The organism is Acinetobacter sp. YH12211 (genome assembly GCF_013418015.1).
Lineage (GTDB): Bacteria > Pseudomonadota > Gammaproteobacteria > Pseudomonadales > Moraxellaceae > Acinetobacter > Acinetobacter towneri.
Map to the genome: position 1 here is coordinate 176,258 of NZ_VPCW01000002.1, position 23,006 is coordinate 199,263.

The 23,006-nt window shown below is 41.6% G+C and carries 27 protein-coding genes; 25 read left to right on the forward strand and 2 right to left on the reverse strand.

All coding sequences use genetic code 11. From position 1 onward, the window contains the following. Positions 1 to 31: 31 nt before the first annotated feature. The 23 genes from FTU98_RS01890 (at position 32) to pyrF (ending at position 17,951) form a co-directional block, all read left to right on the forward strand. Positions 32 to 679: a MotA/TolQ/ExbB proton channel family protein gene (locus tag FTU98_RS01890; protein WP_004976814.1), complete on the forward strand. Its 648-nt coding sequence runs from the start codon at positions 32 to 34 to the stop codon at positions 677 to 679. Positions 680 to 688: 9 nt separating this feature from the next. After that, entirely contained in the window at positions 689 to 1,111 is a 423-nt protein-coding gene (locus FTU98_RS01895) for a biopolymer transporter ExbD (RefSeq protein WP_004976812.1), read from the forward strand. After that, a complete protein-coding gene (msbA, locus tag FTU98_RS01900) occupies positions 1,111 to 2,838 on the forward strand; it encodes a lipid A export permease/ATP-binding protein MsbA (protein ID WP_004976810.1) in 1,728 nt (575 codons plus the stop codon). The genes FTU98_RS01895 and msbA overlap by 1 nt, the downstream gene beginning before the upstream one ends. Positions 2,839 to 2,841: 3 nt before the next feature. After that, a complete protein-coding gene (gene lpxK, locus FTU98_RS01905; RefSeq protein WP_131261483.1) occupies positions 2,842 to 3,855 on the forward strand; it encodes a tetraacyldisaccharide 4'-kinase in 1,014 nt (337 codons plus the stop codon). 11 nt (positions 3,856 to 3,866) lie between these two features. Then, the gene (gene kdsB, locus FTU98_RS01910; RefSeq protein ID WP_004976805.1) at positions 3,867 to 4,628 is read left to right on the forward strand and encodes a 3-deoxy-manno-octulosonate cytidylyltransferase; all 762 of its coding nucleotides are present in this window, start codon (positions 3,867 to 3,869) and stop codon (positions 4,626 to 4,628) included. A 14-nt stretch (positions 4,629 to 4,642) separates the two neighbouring features. Then, positions 4,643 to 5,632, forward strand: a complete 990-nt coding sequence (locus FTU98_RS01915; RefSeq protein WP_154320798.1) for a DNA polymerase III subunit delta' C-terminal domain-containing protein — start codon at positions 4,643 to 4,645, stop codon at positions 5,630 to 5,632. Positions 5,633 to 5,642: 10 nt separating this feature from the next. After that, positions 5,643 to 5,984: a PilZ domain-containing protein gene (locus FTU98_RS01920; RefSeq protein WP_026438361.1), complete on the forward strand. Its 342-nt coding sequence runs from the start codon at positions 5,643 to 5,645 to the stop codon at positions 5,982 to 5,984. Positions 5,985 to 6,008: 24 nt separating this feature from the next. Beyond that, positions 6,009 to 6,782: a TatD family hydrolase gene (locus tag FTU98_RS01925; RefSeq protein ID WP_154320797.1), complete on the forward strand. Its 774-nt coding sequence runs from the start codon at positions 6,009 to 6,011 to the stop codon at positions 6,780 to 6,782. Between the two features lie 93 nt (positions 6,783 to 6,875). Beyond that, positions 6,876 to 7,490: a TetR/AcrR family transcriptional regulator gene (locus FTU98_RS01930; protein ID WP_004976797.1), complete on the forward strand. Its 615-nt coding sequence runs from the start codon at positions 6,876 to 6,878 to the stop codon at positions 7,488 to 7,490. Between the two features lie 6 nt (positions 7,491 to 7,496). Beyond that, positions 7,497 to 8,048 (forward strand): prepilin-type N-terminal cleavage/methylation domain-containing protein, encoded by a 552-nt coding sequence (locus FTU98_RS01935; RefSeq protein ID WP_131261481.1) that lies wholly within the window; start codon positions 7,497 to 7,499, stop codon positions 8,046 to 8,048. Next, a complete protein-coding gene (gene gspI, locus FTU98_RS01940) occupies positions 8,038 to 8,418 on the forward strand; it encodes a type II secretion system minor pseudopilin GspI (RefSeq protein WP_004976793.1) in 381 nt (126 codons plus the stop codon). Before FTU98_RS01935 ends, gspI begins: the two co-directional genes overlap by 11 nt. Further along, entirely contained in the window at positions 8,415 to 9,038 is a 624-nt protein-coding gene (gspJ, locus tag FTU98_RS01945) for a type II secretion system minor pseudopilin GspJ (RefSeq protein WP_131261480.1), read from the forward strand. The genes gspI and gspJ overlap by 4 nt, the downstream gene beginning before the upstream one ends. Before the next feature lie 13 nt (positions 9,039 to 9,051). After that, positions 9,052 to 10,035, forward strand: a complete 984-nt coding sequence (gene gspK / locus FTU98_RS01950; RefSeq protein WP_171501107.1) for a type II secretion system minor pseudopilin GspK — start codon at positions 9,052 to 9,054, stop codon at positions 10,033 to 10,035. Between the two features lie 182 nt (positions 10,036 to 10,217). Further along, positions 10,218 to 10,814 carry a 6-carboxytetrahydropterin synthase gene (locus tag FTU98_RS01955; RefSeq protein ID WP_104851897.1) on the forward strand — a complete coding sequence of 199 codons (597 nt, stop codon included), beginning with the start codon at positions 10,218 to 10,220 and terminating at the stop codon, positions 10,812 to 10,814. Positions 10,815 to 10,851: 37 nt separating this feature from the next. Beyond that, the gene (gene ung, locus FTU98_RS01960; RefSeq protein ID WP_104851898.1) at positions 10,852 to 11,565 is read left to right on the forward strand and encodes a uracil-DNA glycosylase; all 714 of its coding nucleotides are present in this window, start codon (positions 10,852 to 10,854) and stop codon (positions 11,563 to 11,565) included. Continuing rightward, entirely contained in the window at positions 11,562 to 12,683 is a 1,122-nt protein-coding gene (locus FTU98_RS01965) for an enoyl-CoA hydratase/isomerase family protein (RefSeq protein WP_004976784.1), read from the forward strand. The genes ung and FTU98_RS01965 overlap by 4 nt, the downstream gene beginning before the upstream one ends. A 27-nt stretch (positions 12,684 to 12,710) precedes the next feature. Next, positions 12,711 to 13,202, forward strand: a complete 492-nt coding sequence (tadA, locus tag FTU98_RS01970; RefSeq protein ID WP_004976782.1) for a tRNA adenosine(34) deaminase TadA — start codon at positions 12,711 to 12,713, stop codon at positions 13,200 to 13,202. Positions 13,203 to 13,303: 101 nt separating this feature from the next. Beyond that, complete coding sequence (locus FTU98_RS01975; RefSeq protein WP_019836521.1) at positions 13,304 to 13,735, forward strand: SRPBCC family protein; 432 nt, start codon at positions 13,304 to 13,306, stop codon at positions 13,733 to 13,735. 16 nt (positions 13,736 to 13,751) lie between these two features. Beyond that, entirely contained in the window at positions 13,752 to 14,444 is a 693-nt protein-coding gene (gene cmk, locus FTU98_RS01980) for a (d)CMP kinase (RefSeq protein ID WP_154320795.1), read from the forward strand. A 119-nt stretch (positions 14,445 to 14,563) separates the two neighbouring features. Then, a complete protein-coding gene (gene rpsA / locus FTU98_RS01985; RefSeq protein WP_004976774.1) occupies positions 14,564 to 16,240 on the forward strand; it encodes a 30S ribosomal protein S1 in 1,677 nt (558 codons plus the stop codon). Positions 16,241 to 16,399: 159 nt separating this feature from the next. Next, positions 16,400 to 16,705 (forward strand): integration host factor subunit beta, encoded by a 306-nt coding sequence (locus FTU98_RS01990; RefSeq protein ID WP_004976773.1) that lies wholly within the window; start codon positions 16,400 to 16,402, stop codon positions 16,703 to 16,705. Positions 16,706 to 16,722: 17 nt separating this feature from the next. After that, complete coding sequence (locus tag FTU98_RS01995) at positions 16,723 to 17,088, forward strand: lipopolysaccharide assembly protein LapA domain-containing protein (protein WP_004976771.1); 366 nt, start codon at positions 16,723 to 16,725, stop codon at positions 17,086 to 17,088. Positions 17,089 to 17,270: 182 nt separating this feature from the next. Continuing rightward, on the forward strand, positions 17,271 to 17,951 hold the full coding sequence (gene pyrF, locus FTU98_RS02000; protein WP_019836519.1) for an orotidine-5'-phosphate decarboxylase: 681 nt from the start codon (positions 17,271 to 17,273) through the stop codon (positions 17,949 to 17,951). A gap of 121 nt (positions 17,952 to 18,072) precedes the next feature. Here the strand turns inward: pyrF and FTU98_RS02005 are convergent, their stop codons facing one another. Together FTU98_RS02005 and FTU98_RS02010 are read right to left on the reverse strand one after the other, a co-directional pair. Then, complete coding sequence (locus FTU98_RS02005; RefSeq protein ID WP_004976767.1) at positions 18,073 to 18,978, reverse strand: lysine exporter LysO family protein; 906 nt, start codon at positions 18,976 to 18,978, stop codon at positions 18,073 to 18,075. Positions 18,979 to 19,045: 67 nt separating this feature from the next. Then, positions 19,046 to 20,524 (reverse strand): NAD(P)/FAD-dependent oxidoreductase, encoded by a 1,479-nt coding sequence (locus FTU98_RS02010; protein ID WP_154320792.1) that lies wholly within the window; start codon positions 20,522 to 20,524, stop codon positions 19,046 to 19,048. 169 nt (positions 20,525 to 20,693) lie between these two features. Here FTU98_RS02010 and FTU98_RS02015 point away from each other — a divergent pair, with 169 nt between their 5' ends. Both FTU98_RS02015 and zapE read left to right on the forward strand, forming a co-directional pair. After that, on the forward strand, positions 20,694 to 21,701 hold the full coding sequence (locus tag FTU98_RS02015) for an AraC family transcriptional regulator (protein WP_171501106.1): 1,008 nt from the start codon (positions 20,694 to 20,696) through the stop codon (positions 21,699 to 21,701). Between the two features lie 89 nt (positions 21,702 to 21,790). Beyond that, a complete protein-coding gene (gene zapE, locus FTU98_RS02020; RefSeq protein WP_004976758.1) occupies positions 21,791 to 22,945 on the forward strand; it encodes a cell division protein ZapE in 1,155 nt (384 codons plus the stop codon). The last annotated feature ends 61 nt before the right edge of the window (positions 22,946 to 23,006 follow it).

Below are 23,006 nucleotides of genomic sequence, written 5' to 3' on the forward strand. Positions count from 1 at the left end.
TTTTAATTCGTATTTTATTGGGGAAAAGCGAATGTGGGAATTGGTAAAAGCAGGTGGCTGGCTGATGCTGCCGTTGGTATTGTGCTCGGTATTTACCGTTGCAATTACCATTGAGCGTTTTATGCGTTTAAAGAGAGCAGGTATTTTGCCCAATGCGTTGTTGCTCAACCGCGGGCAAAGTTTAGCGACTGTGTTGCAACAACTGAATCAAAGTGCCAACTTAAAAAACAGTACATTAGGCCGTATTTTTGAGGCGGGTGCGCGTAACAAACAACAATCAGAACACTATGCGCGTGCACAAATGGAAGCGACAGCTTCACAAGAAATTGGTTATTTAGAAAAAAATATCAACTTCTTGGGTACGCTCAGTGCAGTTGCGCCATTATTGGGTTTATTGGGTACAGTGCTTGGGATTATTGAATCATTTTTAGTGATTGATGTGGGTGCAAGTAATCCAACCTTAATGATTCCAGGGATTTCTAAAGCCTTAATTACCACTGCTGCAGGTATGTTAATTGCAATTCCAGCCTTATTTGCCTATCGTTATTTTCAGCGTTTGGTGCAAGAATATACTGCTGAGTTAGAGCAGCAAGCGACTTTGTTTCACGCAGGATTATTTCATCAGAGTCAACCTCATCAGCTTGATGCGGATGTGCAAGATGTGAAAAAAGTAAGCTAAGGTGAGTTTATGAAATTCAAACGCTCGCAAGTTGAAGATATTCATATTAACCTGACTCCAATGATTGACTGTTTACTGTTCATCTTGGTGTTTTTGTTGCTTTCGACCACATTTAACCAATTTAGCCGTATGAATTTAACTTTGCCAGATGCGCAAGGCGTACCACCAAAATCTTATGAACATAAAATTGAAGTCGTGGTAGATTCTTCAGGGCATTATTCTGTCAATGGTCAGGCACTTTCGACTAAGGAAGTGGCAGATTTAAGCACAGCAATTAAACAAATTTCTCAAGATCGACGTGATTTAATGTTTATCATTGCTGCAGATGCCAAAGCCACTCATCAAGATGTGATTCGAGTGATGGATGTCGCAGGACAACTTGGTTTCGTCAACATCAATATCAGTACGAAAGTCCCAACTCGAGGTTATTAGTGAAGAAGGATTTACAGGTCTATCGCCGTCTTCTGAGATATTTGCTCCCATTTTGGGGCTTGGCAATCTTGGTGATTATCGGTTTCGCCATTAATGCAGCCACAGAAGTATCTGTGGCAAAACTCTTGGAAAAAATTATTAATGCCATTCAGGAGCGTGACCAATCTTTCACCACACTATTTCCGCTATTAGTCATTGCACTGATGTTTTTCCGTGGTTTGGGAACTTTTATTGGCGGTTACTATACCGCAGTGATTTCACGTAATTTGGTATTCAATATCCGTCAGGAAGTCTTTGCTAAATTGCTGCGTTTACCTGCACAGTATTACTTAGATAATACCAGTGGGCACATTACTGCCAAAATTATGTATAACGTAGAGCAGTTGACCGCTGCATCTACAGAATCGCTGCGTACATTGGTACAACAGGGTTTGATTACACTCGGCTTGCTCGGCTATTTGCTGTATACCAACTGGCGTTTGACCCTCTGTATTTTGGTATTTGGCCCATTAATTGGCTTGCTGATTCGTAAAGCTGCAAAACGCATGCGTCGTTTATCTATTCAAGTACAAGACACCATGGGGGATGTAAACCACGTGGTGCAAGAAACGGTGAATGGTAATTTGGTCGTCAAAGGTTTTGGTGGTCAGACCTATGAACAAAGCCGATTTAAAGAAAACTCTTTAGAAAACCTGCGTCGTGGTTTAAAGATGGTGGCAGTGCAGCAATTGAACAGCCCTGTGGTGCAGTTCATTATGTCCATTGCTTTGGCAATTATTATCTGGATTGCCTTACGCCCAGAAATTCTACGTGATATTTCAGCAGGCGAGTTTGTAGCCTACATTACTGCCGCAGGTATGTTGAGCAAACCAATTAAAGCCCTTACCGATATTAACGAAAAATTACAACGCGGTTTGGCAGCAGCGCATTCGGTTTTTGAATTGCTCGATATGCCTGAAGAAGATAATCACGGGACGCTTACACCAGACTTAAAAGGTAATTTGCAATTTAAGAATGTGAATTTGGTGTATTCCGATGGGCATCATGCCATTCATGATTTTAATCTGGATGTCAAAGCAGGTGAAACTGTGGCTTTAGTTGGGCGTTCAGGTGCGGGTAAAACCTCATTGGTCAATCTGTTGGTACGTTTTCAGGAAGTATCTTCAGGGCAAATTTTGTTTGATCAGCAGGATATTCGTGACATTGAGCTGAATAGCCTGCGTTCACAAATTGCTATGGTCAATCAGCAAGTGGTATTGTTTAACCGTACGGTGCGTGAAAATATTGCCTATGGTCAGCTTGAAGGTGCGAGTGATGAAGCAGTGATTGCTGCAGCCAAAGCGGCTTATGCACATGACTTTATTATGGCTTTACCGCAAGGCTACGACACAGCATTAGGTGCGCAAGGTTTGAATTTGTCGGGTGGTCAGCGACAGCGTATTGCCATTGCACGTGCAATCTTGAAAAATGCACCGATTTTAATTTTAGATGAAGCCACCAGTGCTTTAGACAATGAATCTGAATACTTTATTCAACGTGCATTTGATGCGGCCATGCAAGACCGTACCACTATTGTCATTGCACACCGTTTATCTACCATTGAAAATGCTGACCGTATTGTGGTGATGGATCAAGGACGTATTTTAGAACAAGGTACTCATCAGGAACTCATAGCGCGAAAAGGTGCGTACTTCCAGTTGCATCAACGTAACTTCGAGGAACATTAATTCATGTCTTTGGCACAATTTATTCAGGACGCTTGGCAGCAACAAGCCAAATGGCTGGTTGTGCTTAGGCCCTTGTCTTTATTGTACCGTGGTGTGAGTTTGCTCAATCAAAATTTATATCGTTCAGGTATTAAAACCGCTTATACCGCGCCCGTACCTGTGATGGTGATTGGCAATATTACTGTGGGTGGCAGCGGCAAAACCCCTTTGCTGATTCACTTGGTCAAATATCTACAAAGTTTAGATGTTCGTGTTGGCGTGATTAGCCGTGGTTATGGCGGAAAAGGCCCATTTCCAGCCTATGTCAGCATTGACGCTAATGTTGACGTAGTGGGCGATGAACCGACTTTGATTGTGCAATCTACAGGCGTACCGATGGCTGTGGGGCCAAATCGTCAAAAAAGTATTGAATTGTTACTTGCACAGCATGAATTGGATTTAATTATTAGTGATGATGGTTTGCAGCATTTGGCTTTAAACCGTCAATTGGAATGGATTGTTTTAGATAATAATCGTGGTTTGGGTAACGAGAAAATATTGCCCGAAGGTTATTTGCGTGAACCAAAATCTCGATTAGAGCATGCCACGGTGATTGAACATGCAGCGCAACCGAGTTCTGAATTAAATATGCATTTGGCCGTTGCAGCGCCATACTTATTGCATCCCGCACAAGAATTAATTTTTGATCCGACCCAAAATTTTTATGCTGTCGTGGGCATTGGCTTTCCTGAGCGGTTTTATAAAACTTTAGAGTCGATGGGTGTGACCCAATTTCAATGCCATGAGTTTCCAGACCACCATGACTATGAAATTACCGATTTGCAGTTTGAAGATTCGCAACCGATTATTACCACAGAAAAAGATGCAGTAAAGTTATTGCCTCTGTTAAAACAATATCCAGATTTTCAGCGTGAAATTTGGGTTGTACCTGTAGATGCAGTATTGTCATCGGCCTGCTATGTCACCTTACATCAACAATTGAAACAATTGGGTTTAAACCTGCCTGAAAGACCATGATAAGGAAAATTATGAAGCACATTGTTATCCCTGCACGTTATGCTAGTTCACGCCTGCCAGGCAAACCTTTACTGGAAATTCATGGTCGTGCCATGATTTTACGTGTGGTTGATCAGGCAAAAAAAGTGGCAGGTTTTGATGACTTGTGTGTGGCGACCGATGATGCTCGTATTGCAGAATTATGCCGTGCCGAAGGTGTAGATGTAGTGCTGACTTCGGCAGACCATCCATCAGGTACAGATCGTTTAAGTGAAGTGGCGCGCATTAAAGGTTGGGATAAAAACGATATTATCGTCAATGTGCAGGGCGATGAGCCACTTTTGCCTGCGCAATTGGTGCAACAAGTGGCGCAGTTGTTAGAAGCTCAACCTGAATGCTCGATGTCTACGCTATGTGAGCCGATTCAGCAACTAGATGAATTTACTCGCGACAGCATTGTTAAAGTGGTCATGTCTAAACACAATCAGGCTTTGTATTTTAGCCGTGCCACGATTCCTTATGACCGCGATGGTGCGAAAGCAGCGACACCACAATTGCATGCACATGCGTATCGCCATTTAGGTTTGTATGCGTACCGTGTGGAATTGCTGCAAGAATATGTGACTTGGGAAATGGGAACATTGGAAAAGCTGGAAAGCCTAGAGCAATTGCGTGTCTTGGAAAATGGACATCGTATTGCCATTGCAGTTGCAGAAGCCAATTTACCACCGGGTGTAGATACCCAAGCAGACTTAGACCGTTTAAATGCAATGGATATTGCCCATTTTGAGTAAGTGAATCACCGACCATGCAACGTGATGTAATTGGACAAGTATATCCTTGGCAGCAACAAGTTTGGGAAAACCTGACAGGGCGATTTCCCAAAATGGGGCATGGTTTATTGTTTTTTGGCAAACAGGGTTGTGGTAAAGAAGCCTTTGCACAGCAATTTGTGGCTTGGATTTTATGCCAACAGCGTGATGTGCAGTCACAGCCTTGTGGTGAATGTAGCAGTTGTCAGTGGTTAAAATCAGATACACATCCGAATTATGTCTATATCAGCACCGATGAAGAGAATAAAAAGCAAAACGCGAAAATTAAGATCGAGAAGATCCGTGATTTATTACCTTTTGTCCAGCAAACGGTAGATGGCTGGCGGGTGATTGTGATTGAACCTGCTGAAGCCTTAAATATTGCATCTTCCAATGCGTTGCTGAAAACCCTCGAAGAACCGGGTGATCGCATCGTGATTATTTTGCTGGCAGATCATTATCTTAAATTACCTGCAACCATTCGTAGCCGTTTGCAGCATTTTGCTTTAGACCGTATTGATGCTGCACAGGCTACGGCATATTTGCAGCAGCATTTGCCCGATTTAGATGCAGACAAACAGCAATTGTTGATGAATTTGTCTAATCAAATGCCGTTGCAGGCTTTGCAGTTGGCACAGACAGAATGGCTAGAACAGCGTACAGATTTTCTCAAAGACTGGTCTAAACTGGTAACGCAAAAAAATATGCCGATGGCAATCGCAACCAAGTGGAACAAGGCGCTGAGCTTTACTGATTTTAGTCAGATGTTTGAATACTTGTTGTGTGATTTAATTTGTGTCAAGCTAAATCAAAGCATTAAAAATTTGGATTTAAGCACCGCTTTGCAGCATTTGGCTGAACAATATGACTTAGAAAGTCTGTTTGGTTTATATGCAGAATTACAGCAAGCCAAGCCAATGCTTGAGCAAAACGTGCAAAGTAATCTAGTGCTTGATCAATTATGTATTAAGTTGATGAATATTTAAGGGGAACATGATGCAACCACGTATGGGCGGTATTATTCAGGCCAATATTCCTGATGTCGAAACGCTATATTTAAGTTATATGCCATACGTTGTGGGCGGTGGCTTATTTGTACCCTCAAAACAACCTGTAAAAATGGGTGAAGAAATCTTCGTGCTTGCAACTTTGCCTGAACAATCACAAAAAATTCCACTTACAGGAAAAGTCATCTGGATTTCGCAAAAGCAAAACGGCATCAAATTGCAGGGCTTTGGCATTCAACTGAGCGGTGAAAAAGGCGTTTATTACAAATCTGAAGCCGAAAGAATCCTTGCGGGGCTTAAGTCTGACAACCGTAACAGTTACACTATGTAGGTTGTTTGCTTTTAGGAAAAAATCGTGTTTGTAGATACACATTGTCATTTAACGATGCTGGATTTAAGCCTTTATGATGGTGACTTAGATGCAGCAATTGCACAGGCACGCCTAGCGGGTGTGTCTAAAATTATGGGTATCTCTGTCGATTTAGACGATCATATTGCATTGTCAAAAATTGCAGCACGCCATGCCGATGTTGGTTATAGCGTGGGTGTGCATCCTTGTGAAAATGCTGAAAATATGGCGCGTGCCACCACCGAGCAACTGATTGCTTTAGCACAAGCAGACAAAGTCTGGGCTTTGGGCGAAACAGGTTTGGACTATTTTCACAGTACCGATTTTGTCGCAGAGCAAAAAGCCTGTTTTGCACGGCATATTCATGCTTCACAAGCTGTAAAAAAACCTGTGGTGGTACATACCCGTGCTGCCAAGCAAGATACAGTAGATATTATCCGTGCGGAAAAATCGACACATGGTGTATTACATTGCTTTACTGAAGACTGGGCAACCGCCAAAGCGGTGTTAGATTGCGGTTATTATGTGTCGTTTTCAGGCATTGTTTCCTTTAAAAATGCACAAGATTTACGTGATGTGGCTAAGCAAGTACCTTTAGACCGTGTCTTAATTGAAACTGATAGTCCATATTTGGCACCTGTGCCATATCGCGGTAAGACAAATGAGCCAAAATACGTTCCGTATGTAGCCAAAGCCCTAAGTGATGTATATGATAAGTCCTTAGAGGAAATGGCTTTCATAACAACACAAAACTTTGAAAACCTGCTCAAAGGACATTAATTTGCATAGTGGAATGATGCAAAAATTTAATGTTCTGGTGATATTAAAAATTTCCATTGATTGAATAGTGAAAAGAGAGTTTATCGGGTGAAGATGGATCGTCAGGCTCAGTTTCGAGCAAGAGAAACGTTAATTTTCCAAGTGGCAGAGCAGTTGCTTTTGGAAAATGGTGAAGCAGGAATGACCCTTGATGCTTTGGCAGCAGAACTGGATTTGGCCAAAGGTACTCTATATAAACACTTTCAAAGTAAAGATGAACTATATATGTTGCTTATTATTCGTAATGAGCGCATGTTGCTAGAAATGATTAAAGATGCGGAAAAACAGTTTCCTGAACATCTAGCATTTTTTATGCTGCATCACTTACATCATCCTGAACGTACTGTGCTTTTTCATCAAATTGAAGAACGCCTTTCTACAACGGGTGTTGGCATTGGCTTGTTGTTTAGTGAACTATATCAGGTTCGTAAAAGCCGATTACGCATCATTATCCGTATGACTGAACAATATTTGGAATCTATTAATAGTCACATGGAAGTGCGTGATTATCTGGCTTCAATTTGGGCACTTACGCATGGTGCGGCAGCCATTTTAAACTCAAGTTTCTATCAGCGTTATTTAGGTTCCCGGGATACTTTACGTGTGGCCTATATCGATCAAGCGTTGGCGATGCCCAAACAAGCACAATCTTTCGAGCAATTGAATTAATACGCTATGAACACACCACTATCTTCGGTTCGCGGTTTTACGCTCATTGAATTGATGGTGGTGATAGTCATTATGGCGATTATGGCATCGCTGGTTTTAATGAATATCGGTGGTGTTGATCAGCGTAAAGCCATGCAGGCGCGGGAAGTGTTTTTATTGGATTTGCGTAAACTGAATCGTGAAGCCAATGATCAAGCGCGTATTTTTGCACTCAATTTGCATCAAGCAACCGATGTTTCACCTGCGCGATATGATGTACTGGAATATCAGCCTTATGCTTCAGAACAACAATTAACCCTGCAAAATAATCAAAAATGGCAAAACTATGGCGAATTTAAAAGCAGAACGTTGCCTGAACAAGTTTCTATCCAAATTTTATCTTTAGAACAAAGCTATCCGAATGCTAACAATAGTGAGTTGCTGCAAGGTAATGCACCCGCACTGATTTGGCTGGGCAATGGTGAAGCCAAACCTGTGCGTATTCAGTTCTATTTAGAACAGCGTCCTGTAGGTGCGGAAATAGAGGTCGATCATTTAGGAAAAATCCATGAAAGCTAAAGGATTTACACTACTTGAAGTTATGGTGGCTTTGGCAATTTTTGCAACAGCAGCTATGGCAATGACCAAAGTGGCGATGCAATATACCCAATCCACCGCCAATGCAATTTTAAGAACCAAAGCACAATTTGTGGCTTTGAATGAAGTGGCATTGATGGAAATGAATCGGCAATGGTTAAGTGGAACAGAGTCAAAGCAAGTGACACAACAGGGCGAAACATGGCAAATTGACAAGTCCACACAGCCAACCATTAGTCCTAATGTGCAACGTGTCGATCTTCAAATCAGTTTATATAATCAAGACACAGGACAAGTTGAAGCAGGAGTGACTTCTTTGGTGTTTTTTAATGCCCGTGAGCAGCAATCATGAGTACAAAGAAAGGCTTCACTTTAGTTGAGTTGCTAGTCGCTATTGCAATTTTTGCAGTGCTGTCTGCTTTGGGTTGGAAAGTATTTGATTATCTCGCCAAAGTCAAAGATCGCAATGCGATGCATGAAGCCAATCTAGAACAGTTGCAAGAAAGCTATCAACAAATATTACGTGACACGATGCAGGCTGTTCCATTAACGGCCAATGTCAAAGGGCAGCAACAACCTGCTTTGGTTTTACAAAATGGACGTTTTAATTTCAGTAAAACAGGGGTGACCGATCCTTTGCAGCAGAGTATTTCACCCCATGAGCGTGTTGAATATCAATATCGTGCCGATGAAAAAAAATTGTATCGTTTAAAATATCGTAATTTGCATCAAACGGGCAATGATCAGCCTGAGTCGAGCGTGATGTTGGATGAAGTCGAAGCCTTTGAGATTATGGTTTTGAATCCAAATGAATTGAGCAGTTGGCCTGAAAGCAGTGTCGATTCGCAGCAAACTGAACAATTAAGGCTACTCCCGAAAGGAATAAAAATAAATTTAACCGTGCGTGACGTGCAATACGAATGGATATTTAGCTTATTGCAGACTGATTTTTTAAAGAAGAAAGACAATTAAAGGCACAGTGGCAATGTATTCAAAATCGACTCAGCGCTTAGGTAGCATCATCAAATCACAACAAGGCATCGCCTTGATTACGATTTTGATGTTGGTTGCCTTAGCTACGATTTTGGCAGCGACCATTGCCAAGCGGCAAATGTACACCAGTGAAAATACCGCCTATTTGATGCGTCAAAATCAGGCATTGTTATATGCCAAAAGTGCTGAAGTATTTTTTGCAGAATTACTGCAAGATGATGCTGAAAATGCAGGCCAAGTTGATCACTTACAAGAGAACTGGGCAAAACCGATGCCGCCATTTCCAGTCGAAGATGGTTATGTATCGGGCGTGCTGCAAGATGAGTCAGGGAAATTTAATTTAAATAGTTTGCTGACAACCGAAGATCAAGTAAACGAAAAAGCAAAAAAATATTTTGAAAAATTATTGCAGCGTGTTGGGCTACCTGCGCAATTAAGTGAAGCTGTGATTGATTGGCAAGATGCAGATGATGAACCGAGTGGTGCTATGGGTGCAGAGTCGAGTTATTACCAAGGTTTGCCAATTCCTTATTTACCGCCCAATAGCTTGTTTCATAGTGCGGAAGAATTAAAACAAGTCCGTGGTTTTGAAGGTGCGAAGTATCAGCAAATTGCACCTTATGTGAGTGCCTTGCCAAAACGAGATACCACTATCAATATTAATACCGCACCTGCTTTAGTTTTGGCGAGCTTTGATGAAAAATTGGATGTGGTTGCTGTGCAAAATCTACTTGATCGTCGTAATGCCAATTTAGAGCACTTTAGCAATGTAAATGCTTTGTGGGAGTTAGATGGCTTTCAAGCTGTCGATAGCGCGATACGCAATGAATTTACAAGTTTATTGGGTGTGCAATCCCATTATTTTAAAGCCAAAATTGAAGTGGTATTGGGCGAGCGCAAACGTCAATTTAGCAGTGATTTGGTGCGTAGCGAAAAATCTGTCAATGTCAGTGGGCGAAGTCTGGCGCCATTTTAAGTATTAGCATTAACCTTGACTTAGTTGCTGTTATTCGGATGCAAATGCATTGCATATCTGTACTGAAACTGATCATTACGATTTTTGTCTGGCAATCTGCGGGCTAAAATTGGCTTATTGTTCACGTTTTGCATTATAATTAAAAAGAATATCCCCCAAATATTTTGATGACGTTAAGACCCATGTTAATTCGAAAGTTATTTAAGTTTGAAAATGCGCATATTGTGCGTAATTGCACTTCAGACCGCTGTAAGCGCTCGATTCATGGTCATAGCTATAAAGTAGAATTATTACTGAAAGCTTCAAAACTTGATCATGGACAAATGGTGTATGACTTTGGTTTGCTTAAAGGTGTAATCAAAGAATTATTTGATGCTTTTGATCATGCCATTTGTTTTTGGGAGCAGGACGATCCTGCATATATTCAAGCCTGCAAAACGTTCAGCGCACGTTGGGTTTCTTTACCAGTATCGCCATCGGCAGAGCAGTTTTCACGTATTTTCTTTTATTTGGCACAGCAAGTTTTGGCATCGACCATCACACAAAATGGGGAGGGTGATGTAGAGGTCTATTCTGTAATTGTGCATGAAACCGATACTGGCTATGCACAAAGCTTTTTGGAAGATATTGAAAATGCGCAGATGGGATTGCTGAGTCTGGATCAAATTCATTTCTCTGAGCAAGTACAGACAGAGTGGTCAGACCCACAAATGTATGAAAAATTAAAACAGGGGATGACATTCCAAAACCCGAATGTCGAGTTACAAGTTAAACTTTAAATCACATCATTAGACATCAACAAGGATTGATAGCGGTATGTCTTTTACTGAGCAGCAATATGCGAGCTTAAATAAAGTTCAGTTAGATGAGAGTTGGAAATACAATCTAGCTGAATTTTTATTGAGTCCACAAATGGATGCGCTACGCGGTTTTTTGTTGCAGGAAAAACAACAGAATAAGGTGATTTATCCACCAAGTTCACTGATATTTAATGCTTTAAATACCACGCCTTTAAATCAGGTGAAAGTCGTGATTATTGGGCAAGACCCTTATCATGGACCTAATCAGGCACATGGACTTAGTTTTTCTGTACAAAGAGGGGTTGCATTGCCACCATCTTTGCGTAATATTTTCCATGAGTTACATACAGATTTAGGTGTGCCTATTCCAAGACACGGTGATTTAACGCATTGGGCAGAGCAAGGGGTATTGCTGCTCAACAGCGTGTTAACGGTAGAAGCAGGACAACCAACCTCGCACCAAAAGCAGGGTTGGGAAGATTTTACAGATCATGTGATTGATGTGTTAAATCAACAACGTGAGCATATTGTGTTTATTTTGTGGGGCGCGTATGCACAACGTAAAGGACAACGTATAGATCCAAATAAACATCTGATTTTGAAGGCAGCGCATCCATCCCCATTGGCAGCAAACCGCGGTGGTTTTTTTGGATGTAAAGTATTTTCAAAATCAAATAATTATCTTAAACAAAATGGCATTGAGCCTATAGACTGGCAGCTGGACGCATGACACATTCTCCCATTTCTAAAGAATATCATCCGGATTTAATTGTCGAAGAAGCAAATAACGGTTGGCGCATTGTACGTTTGAATCGCCCAAAATCTTTGCATGCTTTAGATGAATCTATTGTTTCTGCATTATTGGCAGTATTTGAAGACTTTCATACCGATGATAGCGTAAAAGCAATTTGGCTAGATTCGACCACACCAAAAGCATTTTGTGCAGGCGGTGATGTGCGTAAATTACGTCAGCTTGTCATTAATGATGAGGTTGCAACTGCCAATAAATTCTTTGAGCAAGAATATGCGTTGGACTTGTTGCTACATAACTATGCCAAGCCTGTTTTAGTGTGGGGTGAAGGTTATGTCATGGGTGGTGGCTTAGGTCTATTTATGGCTGCACCATTCCGTTTGGTGACACCGTATTCACGTTTAGCTATGCCAGAAATTAACATTGGTTTATACCCAGATGTAGGGGCAACTCGTTTCTTGGCTGACCGTGGTGCGATTGGCTTGTTCACAGGTTTAACGGGTTCAATTATGACTGCTGCAGGTGCGTATGGTATTGGTTGGGCAACCCATATTTGTGATGCACAACGCGCTTCTGTATTAGAAAAAGTCATTAATATTGACTGGAATCATTACCCTGCAGGTGACTTCCGTGCCATTGATGATACCTTGAACAGCATGCACCGTCCTGTAGGGCCTGGGCCGCTACAGAATTCTTTGGATGTGATTCAAAGCGTGTGCCGTGGTGTGAGTTTTGAAAGTGATTATGAATCCATCATTGGTCTAAGCGATGCACGTAGCGATTGGTTACGTCAAGCCAGTGAAAACTTGCAAAAAGGTTCACCAACCACAGCAGCTTTAACGTGGTTACTATGGCAATGGGGTAAGAAGGTTCACGCTTGGAATGAAGTGTTTGAACTGGAAACGCAAATTTCAGACTGGAAAATTCGCCACGCAGATTTTGTCGAAGGTGTGCGCGCACGTTTGGTCGATAAAGACCTTGCACCAGCTTGGCAGCAAAATGGGCCAGTGCAGCTCAAAACCATTTTTGCAGACAATCCACCTGTGACGAGCATTGAAAGCTGGAATGAGTTATTGAAACAATACGAGATTATTTAATTCGTATTGATTTTTACTCATATTTAAATGTCAGAACAGAACTATAGTGATGAAGACTGGATGCAGCTTGCCTATGCGCAGGCTGCTTTGGCTGCAGCACAGGGAGAAATTCCTGTGGGGGCTGTCATCGTTAGTCAAAATCAAGTGATTGGCGCGGGTTATAACGCGCCTATTTCCTTACACGACGCAACCGCACATGCCGAAATTGTGGCAATCCGTGCAGCATGTGATCATATTCAAAATTATCGTTTACCTGAAGATGCCACGCTTTATGTCACACTGGAGCCTTGTACCATGTGTGTGGGTGCGCTCATTCATGCGCGAATCAAACGTGTGGTATTTGGAGCAACTGAACCCAAAGCCGGCTCATTGATCAGTGCTAGAAAGCTTTTAGAGTCAGGCTATTACAATCATATTTTTGAGTATCAATCAGGTTGTTTAGAGCAGCAATGTTCAGCCCAGTTGAGTGATTTTTTTAAGATGCGCCGTGCGCAAAAGAAACAACAAAAGCAGCAATAGTTGATAAATGACCTCCATGATCAAAACCAGTTCTGAGTTTTAGGCTTGATTTGCGTTAAACTAAATCAAACACAACATAGCATTCATCATCAGGGCAAACCATGCACGCTATTCAAATTAAAAAAGAATTTAATGCGCCAGTTGCGCAAGTATTTGAATTACTTTCTAAACATGCAACTTATAATATTGCGTTTGCACCAATGCAAGTGGTGCGTATTAAAGACTCTGCTGACCCTGAACGTCCAGATGGTGTAGGTTCGGTGCGTCGTATGGGGATTGGGCCAATTAAACCTTTGCAAGAGCAAATTACCGTGCTTGAACCGAATCAGCGGATTGAATATAAAATCATTAAAAATCCATTGATCAAACATCATTTGGGTACCATTGAATTTCAGCAAGTGGCAGATCACAAAACCTTGGTCACGTATAGCATTGAGCTACAAGCGCGAGTTCCGTTTGTGAGCAAAGCTATTCTTGCGCAGTTGAAAACTGCAATTAAAATTGGTTTATCCAAACTCGCAAAATCTCTCTAATCATTTCGGAAACAGCATGACGGTTCAAATTATTACCATTGATGGCCCTAGCGGTTCAGGTAAAGGCACACTCGCGGCAAAATTGGCAGCATATTATCAGTTTCATTTACTCGACTCTGGTGCGTTGTATCGTTTGTTGGGTTTGGCGTTACATAAGCAGAATTTGCTAGATCAACTTGATACTGAACTGAGTCAATGCGTTGCCATTGCAACACAGCTCAATATTCAATTTGTGACCCAGCCAGATGGCACACAAGTGTTGCTTGATGGTGAAGATGTCACGCAAACCATACGTACCGAACGTGTGGGGGAATATGCCTCAAAAGTTGCGGCAGTACCTGAATTGCGCACAGCATTACTTGCACGTCAGCATGCCTTTGCCCAAGCACCAGGCTTGGTTGCAGATGGACGCGATATGGCGACCAGTATTTTCCCAAATGCGCAGGCTAAAATTTATTTAACTGCTTCGGCAGAGTCACGTGCACAAAGACGAGTAAAACAGTTGCAGGGTATGGGGCTGGATGCTAAAATAAGCGACATTTTAGCGAATATACAGGCTCGCGACAAACGAGACATGGAGCGCACAGTTGCTCCGCTCAAGCCCGCAGAAGATGCTTACATCATTGATAGTTCTGAGTTGAACATTGATGAAGTGTTTGCATTAATGACGGCTTATGTCGATCAGAAGCTTGCTATTTGCCGCGCTTAACCGCGTGAAATAAACCTATTCAGCGAACGCATAGCTTGATCAGTTCTATACGGACTATGTAGACGCTTAACTAAACCGGCCTTGTCTGATCCAAGACCGCTGACTTTATCAGGTATATCATGACCGAATCTTTTGCAGCCCTCTTTGAAGAAAGCGAATTAAACCTCAACGTTGAAAAGGGTGCTGTCATCCAAGGCGTTGTAGTAAGCATCGACTCTGACTGGGTAACAGTTGATACTGGCCTTAAATCAGAAGGCGTTGTTGACCGCGCTGAATTCTTAAACGAACAACGCGAACTTGAAGTTCAAGTTGGTGACACCGTTGATGTTGTTGTTGAAGCACTTGACAACGGTATGGGCCAAACTGTTTTATCACGTGAAAAAGCGAAACGTGCTGAAACTTGGACTAAACTTGAAAAAATCTTTGAAGACGGCGAAATCGTTACTGGTGTTATCTCTGGTAAAGTTAAAGGCGGTTTCACTGTAGACATCGGTCCAGTTCGTGCGTTCTTACCAGGTTCTTTGGTAGACACTCGTCCTATCCGTGACACAACTCACCTTGAAGGTAAAGAGTTAGAGTTCAAAGTTATCAAACTTGATGCTAAACGTAACAACGTTGTTGTATCTCGTCGTGCAGTTATGGAAGCTGAATCTTCAGCTGACCGTGAAGCGCTTCTTGCTCAGCTTGAAGAAGGTCAAACTGTTACTGGTACGATTAAGAACCTTACTGACTACGGTGCATTCGTTGACCTTGGCGGTATTGACGGTCTTCTTCACATCACTGACATGGCTTGGAAACGTATCAAGCATCCATCAGAAGTGGTTGAAGTGGGTCAAGAAGTTACTGTTAAAGTACTTAAATTTGACAAAGAGCGTAACCGCGTATCTTTAGGTCTTAAGCAATTAGGCGAAGATCCATGGTTAGCGATCATGAGCCGTTATCCTAAAGGTTCTATCGTTAAAGCTCGCGTAACAAACTTAACTGACTACGGCTGTTTCGCAGAAATCGCTGAAGGCGTTGAAGGTTTAGTACACGTTTCAGAAATGGACCACACTAACAAAAACATCCACCCATCTAAAGTTGTTCAGATTGGTGACGAAGTTGACGTTATGGTTCTTGAAGTGGACGAAGAGCGTCGTCGTATTTCTCTTGGTATCAAACAAACTCGTGCTAACCCATGGGAAGAGTTTGCTAAGAACCACGACAAAGGTGAAAAAGTTTCAGGTACAATCAAGTCAATCACTGACTTCGGTATCTTCATCGGTTTACCAGGCGGTATCGATGGCCTAGTTCACTTGTCTGACATTTCTTGGAACGAGCAAGGCGAAGAAGCTATTCGTCGTTACAAGAAAGGTGACACTGTTGAAGCGGTTATCCTTTCTGTAGACGCTGAAGGCAACCGTATCAGCCTTGGTATCAAGCAATTGAACAGCGATCCATTCAACGATTTCTTAGCTGCTAACGAACGTGGTGCTTTGGTTAAAGGTACTGTAACTGCTGTTGATGCTCGTGGCGCAACTGTTAAGTTAGCTGACGAAGTTGAAGCAACACTTAAAGCATCTGAAATCAACCGTGATCGCGTTGAAGATGCAACTAAGTTCTTGGAAGTTGGTCAAGAAGTTGAAGCGAAAATCATCAACGTAGACCGTAAATCTCGCTCTATCAACTTGTCTATCAAAGCGAAAGACGAAGCTGAAGAGAAAGAAGCTGTTGCTAACTTGAAAACTGCAACTAGCGGTCAAGACAATGGTCCTAAGACAATTGGTGACTTGATCAAAGCTCAAATGGGCAACTAAGTTGCGGGTAAACTGTATGGTTAATGTAAATTAGCACATACTTTTTACACAAATACTGTAAACGGTAGCGTAGTATTCAATTATTACGCTACCGTTTTGTATTTAAACAGGTTATTATCAGTTTAGGTAAAAGTAGCTTGATAATTAAAGAGGTCGCAGATGACTACTGAAGCACTTAATAAGTCTGATTTGATAGAACGAATTGCTTTGAAAAATCCACATTTGGCTGAGCCATTGGTGGAAGAAGCTGTGAAGATCATGATTGATCAAATGATTGCATCACTATCGGCAGATAACCGAATTGAAATTCGTGGATTCGGTAGTTTTGCATTGCATCACCGTGAACCACGTGTAGGTCGTAACCCAAAAACAGGTAAGTCTGTAGAAGTTGCGGCTAAAGCTGTACCGCACTTTAAACCGGGTAAAGCACTACGTGATGCAGTAAACGAGTCTGTAAATAAATAAAATTCCTAGGGGTGTTTATGCGTTACGTTCTAGTCGCTATTTTAGTTATTCTATTTGGATATTCTCTGGCATTGGTTTTGCAAAACGGCACTGAACTTTCAGTTGACCTGTTATTTACTCAAGTGCCTGCAATGCGTTTGGGTCTATTGCTACTGATTACATTGGCACTTGGTTTGGTGCTAGGGTTATTGTTGGGCGTGCAGGTTTTCCGTGTATTCCAAAATAGTTGGGAAATTAAGCGACTACGTAAAGATATTGAATACCTACGCAAAGAGCAAATTCATGCAGCTCAACTGGCTGCTGCTGAAGCTGCTGCGCATACTCGTCATGAAAAAACGGTATTAGATGTGCATACTGAAGATCGTTCTTCTAATGCACTTTAATTTGCTCTGTTGAGCGAATTGATCATCAACACCTCAAGGTTATCTTGGGGTGTTTTTTTATGTGTGCCTTTGACGAATGGCTGATTATCGCTGCGATGGGGGATAAGCTGTCTTTTTGACTATCTGCTTGGCACGAATCACTTTATAATAGCGACTCTTTGTCAAATCCATAGGTAATTCTCTTGAGTATCATTGTTGCCCTCGATGCTAAAAGCCAATATGACGCCTTAACCATTGCAGAACAATTAGACCCTGCATTATGTCGAGTAAAAGTTGGTAAAGAGTTATTTACCCATGAAGGTCCTGCAGTCGTGAAAGCCTTGCATGACAAAGGTTTTGAGGTTTTTCTAGATTTGAAATTTCACGATATTCCAAATACAACGGCTCAGGCTGTATGTGCTGCAGCAGATTTAGGCGTATGGATGGTCAACGTGCATGCCTCAGGTGGTCGTAAAATGATGGAAACCTGTGTGGAGCGTTTAAAAGCAGGGAATTATCAGACTCAACTGATTGCAGTGACTGTACTAACCTCTATGGGGCGTGAAGATTTAAAAGATTTAGGTTTAGATATTGAGCCTTTTGAGCAAGTTCAGCGTTTAGCTAAACTCACTCAAGAAAGTGGTTTAGATGGTGTGGTGTGTTCTGCGCAAGAAGCCAAAATGTTGCGTGAAATCTTAGGGCAGGATTTTGCCTTAGTAACTCCAGGGATTCGTCCTGAAGGCTCAAATGCCGATGATCAAAAACGTATTGTGACTCCCAAACAAGCTATGCTGGATGGTTCTACGCATTTGGTGATTGGTCGTCCAATTACAAAATCTGAAAATCCACGTCAGACTTTGAAAGATATTTTAGCGACGCTTTAATTTTACTATCGCTGACTCTCTAAAAGGGAGATAAGCCCTCTCTCTAACTCTCGCCTAAATAGAGCGCAAACCCTCTCTCCAACTCTCTCCCAGAGGGAGAGAGGACAATTGTTGATTCTTTTTAAATAGCAGCCAATACACTTACAGCAATGGGTGCAAGGATTGACAATACAAATCCACTGACCATGGCATGTGGAATAAAATCGTTGCCACAGGCTTGTTTTACCATGGGCAAAGTGACGTCCATGGCAGTTGCGCCTGCGGCAGAAATTGCAGCACGTGGATAACGCCATCCCAAAATATACATCAGCAATATCGCAAAAATCTCTCTGAATAAATCATTCATTAACGCAATACTACCCAATTCGGCATTGCGAAGTTCCGACACCACAATCCCGCTCATGGAATAAAATCCATAACCTTGTGAGAGCATAAGCAAATCTTGTAGAGCGATGGGGAGCCAAAGTGCGCAAAGTAGTACCCCTGCAACTGAACCGAAAATACAGCCTACGGGCACCATTAAAATTTTCCAATTCAGCCAAGAACGATCTAAAGGCGAATAAGCGAGATCGAGTCCAATCATCCACATAAACAGCAACAGTAAATACCAAGTGTTGATCTGAACTTGGAAATCCATAGCACTAAAAAGTAGATGCAGCACGTAGCCTGCCAAAAGTGCAAAAAAGGCATAACTGATGTTGATGCAGGATTGAATCAACAACTGTAATGAAACTTTGCCTTGCGTTGCTTGCAGCCCCAAACCTTTGTAAAGCAAATAACAACACAGAAAAGCACCAATTGATGTAGCAAATGCAATCTGTAAAGCTGTAGATAGAATATGCGATGGCTGCTGTAGTGAACCGAGCGTTTGTGAAAATTCCATCGCAATTGCAATTAGCAGGATATAGCTAAAATATGGAAGCAGTTGAAACGCAATTTTTTCGATTATTCGAGGGAGGCGTTTTGCCAGTACAAAGCCTAGACATAAACAGCAGAGTAATTGGAAAATCAGCCAAAGAGATTGCATGAGATCAACAGGTGGGAGATAGATAAAAACCTGTTGATTATGCCAGTTTGCTTTTAAAAGCGGAAATTTATGCCGCTTTACTGATTAATCTGAAATCACTCGGATGCAGCGACTTGGTTTTTAGCCAATATTTCCAAGTATAGGTTGGCCAAAGTGCAAAGTTTTTTCCACCATCTTGTTGATACCAACTTACACAGCCAGATTGCCAAACCGTGTTATTTAGCATGTCTTGCACATCGTGGTTAAATTGATCTTGTACTTGATCTTTTACTACAATTGCATTGCTCTGTGATTGTGCCACCAAATCCATCATTTGCAGAATGTAATCGACTTGCGATTCGATCATAAAAATAACCGAGTTATGCGCCAAAACTGTATTTGGCCCAAGCAACTGAAACAGGTTCGGAAAACCTTTGTGGCTAATGCCGTAATAGCTTTCTGCGCCATCTTTCCATGCCTGTTTTAATTCAACGCCATGTTCACCAATGCAGCTAAATGGCTGTAGATAGATACGCGGATCGGTAATAAAGCCTGTGCCATAAATCAGACAATCAATTTTTCGCATTTTACCATCTTTGGTGATGATGCTGTCTGCAGTCAATTCCTGTATTGCATCAGTCACTAATTCGACGTTGTCACGGTTAAAAGTTGGGAAGTATTTATTGGACACTAAAATACGTTTACATCCCATAATGTAGTCAGGCGTGAGTTTTTGTGCCAATTGTTTGTCTTTGACCTGAAAACGAATAAAGGCTTCTGCCAGTTTTTGGGTATATTTCATCACGCTAGGTTGCATGATTGGAATTGCACGTGATTCATTCGACCAATACAAACGCGCACGATGCAATTTTCTAAACCAGTCTGCTTGTTTAAACAGTTTTTTCTCAATATTCAGATATTTGCGTTCATCTCGTGGAATGACCCATGCAGCTGTACGTTGCATGACATATAACTGTTTAACTTGAGGTGCAATTTCAGGAATGTATTGAATCGCGCTGCCGCCTGTGCCAATAGATGCCACAACTTTGCTATTTAAGTTGTATTGATGATCCCATTGAGACGAGTGAAAAACCTTGCCCTGAAACTTTTCAATGCCTTTAATGTGCGGGATTTGTGGCACATGCAGTGGGCCAGAAGCAAAGACTAAATATTGGCAACTCAATTGTCTGCCATCTTTTAACGCAACATGCCATACACAGTCTTTTTCATGGTATTCGGTATGCACCACTTCGCTGTTAAATTGGCAATATTCACGCAGATTAAATTGTTGCACCACATCTTGAATATATTGAAAAATTTCTGGTGCTTCGGCATAGCGTTTTGACCAGTCAGTTTTGGGTGCAAATGACAATGAATACAGATGCGACTGCACATCACAAGCCGCACCAGGGTATTGATTTTCACGCCAAGTACCACCCACTTCATCAGACTTTTCTAAAATCACAAAGTTATGAATATTGCGTTGTAGTAAACGAATCGCCATGGCTAATCCGCCAAAGCCTGCACCAATAATTGCGACTTGATAATACGCTGCTGCATCCTGCATGAAGATATCCTTATATTTATTTTGTTTGATTTGAGTTTGTTTGAGTCAGGATAGAATAAGCCAGCATGCGGTAACATGATCGTGCTGACATAAAAATTGATATTTTCGGCAATTTCTATCTGTGGACGAATCGGGTAAAAAGGATATTCCGTTTCGCACTGTTCATTTTATGAAAAGATCCATACTTGGCTTAATGTATTTAATACAAGGCATGCGTAAAGCAGGCGTTGATGTCGATGCAAAATTGCAAAGTATCGGCTTGCGTGCAGATGCGCTAGATACCAGTTCAATCATTCATCCGAGTTTGGAATGGGATATTCTAAAAGTGATTGGTGAAGATGTAGAACCTGAAATGGGGCTGTTTATTGGACAGCATTATGCTTTGGCAGGTTATGGTCCTTTATTGATGTTATTGGTGACCAGTCCAGATATTGCCACTGCATTAGAAAAAGGGATTCAATATCAGGGATTGACGCATTTAAGCGGGAAACTAAGTTTACAACATAGCACGCGACATATTGCATTGTGTTATCAACCCAATGATTTACATAGTAGTTTAGGTGTATTACGTGCGCAGTGTGAAATTTCAGGCACATTCAAATTTATTCAAGACCTATATAAAATGATGGGGATGAGTGCGCCACGTATTCGCATAGAATTGCCATTTGTACAGCCGCAGCAAAGTGAAGTTTTGCAAACTTTTTATGATTATTACGGTCAAGATATTGTTTTTAATCAATCACAAGCAGCATTTTGGTTTGATGATGCAGTTCTCACAGCACGTATTCCCTCTGCCGATGCAGTCACTTTTAGCAGTTATGAAGCCAAGTGTGTGATTGAGTTAGAGCGACTTAAACTTGAAGATGATGCGCCTTCGGTAGTGCAGCGCGTAAAAGATTATTTGGAGTTACAACAGGGCAGTATGCCGAGCATGGCAGAAACAGCACATGCTTTGCAAATTCCTGAACGGACATTGCGCCATCAACTGCAACAACTGAACACCAGTTATAAACAAATTCGTGAAGATCTCATCAAAGATAAAGCATTGCGATTAATTGAATATCAGGAATATTCAATTGAAATGATTGCAGAGTTACTTGGTTATTCAGAACCCGCAGCATTTAATCATGCCTTTAAGCGGTGGTTTGGACAAAGTCCACGCCAATATACAAAATAGCCTAAGTATTTTGCAAACTATGCCAAAGTGCTATATCTCGTGATTCGATCTTCGTTATAATCTATTTGCCCAAATAAGTACTGATGAATATGTCTGATTTTAATTCGCCACAAACCACAGCCTTTACTCCATTATCGCCTGCGGAGCGTTATGCACAAGCGTTAGCCTCTGGACAATTTATGCCAGATGATGCGCAGGCGCAGGCTGTACACGAACTTGAGCGTGTGTGGCAGGAATTAATTCAACGCTATAAAGCATCAAAAAAAGCGTTCCGCCGTTTCCGCCGCCAAACAGCACCACAGGGTGTTTATATGTGGGGTGGTGTAGGTCGTGGTAAAACATGGCTCATGGATCAGTTTTACGACTCGATTCCATTTAGACGTAAAACACGTATGCACTTTCACCACTTTATGCAGCATGTGCATCGTGAACTGAACAAACTTTCAGGGCAGCGTAACCCGCTCGATTCTGTTGCAGACCAAATTTATAAAGATGCAGTGGTGATTTGTTTCGATGAATTTTTCGTATCTAACGTGACTGATGCGATGATTCTGAGTGACTTGTTCCAAAAATTATTCCATCGTGGCATTACTTTGGTGGCAACATCTAACATCGCCCCAGACGGTTTATATAAAAATGGTATCCATCGAGATCGTTTTATTCCAACCATTGAAATGGTCAAAAAACATTGCCAAGTGCTAAATGTCGATGCTGGTGTAGATTATCGCTTACGTGTTTTGAAACAAGCGCAATTATTTAAATCGCCTTTAACGCATGATAATCAAAACTGGATGGCACAGCGTTTCAGTGCTTTGAGTAATACACAACATTATTCTTCTGAGCCAATTATTATCAACCAACGTATTGTTGAAACAATTGCGCATACTGAAGATGTGTTGTGGTGTGAATTTTCAGAACTGTGCTTTAAACCGCGTAGTCCTGCAGACTTTATTGAAATTGCCAACATCTACAACACGGTTTTGGTGAGCAATGTACCGCATTTAACAGACTTCTTGTCTGAAGGAACACGTCGTTTTATTTATTTGGTCGATGAATTTTATGATCGTGGTGTCAAGTTATTACTGACTTCTGAAGATTCGATTATTGAAATTTATCAGGGCGAAAAACTGGCATTTGAAATTGAACGCACACGTTCACGTTTATTGGAAATGCAGTCTGATGATTACTTAAATGAAGAACATCGACAGATACAGGCCACCGAAGCCAAACATCAAATCAGTTGATCTTTTAAGCGCCTAGAACTAGGCGCTTTTTTATGATAGAAAAGATGTGACTGTTGGTTTT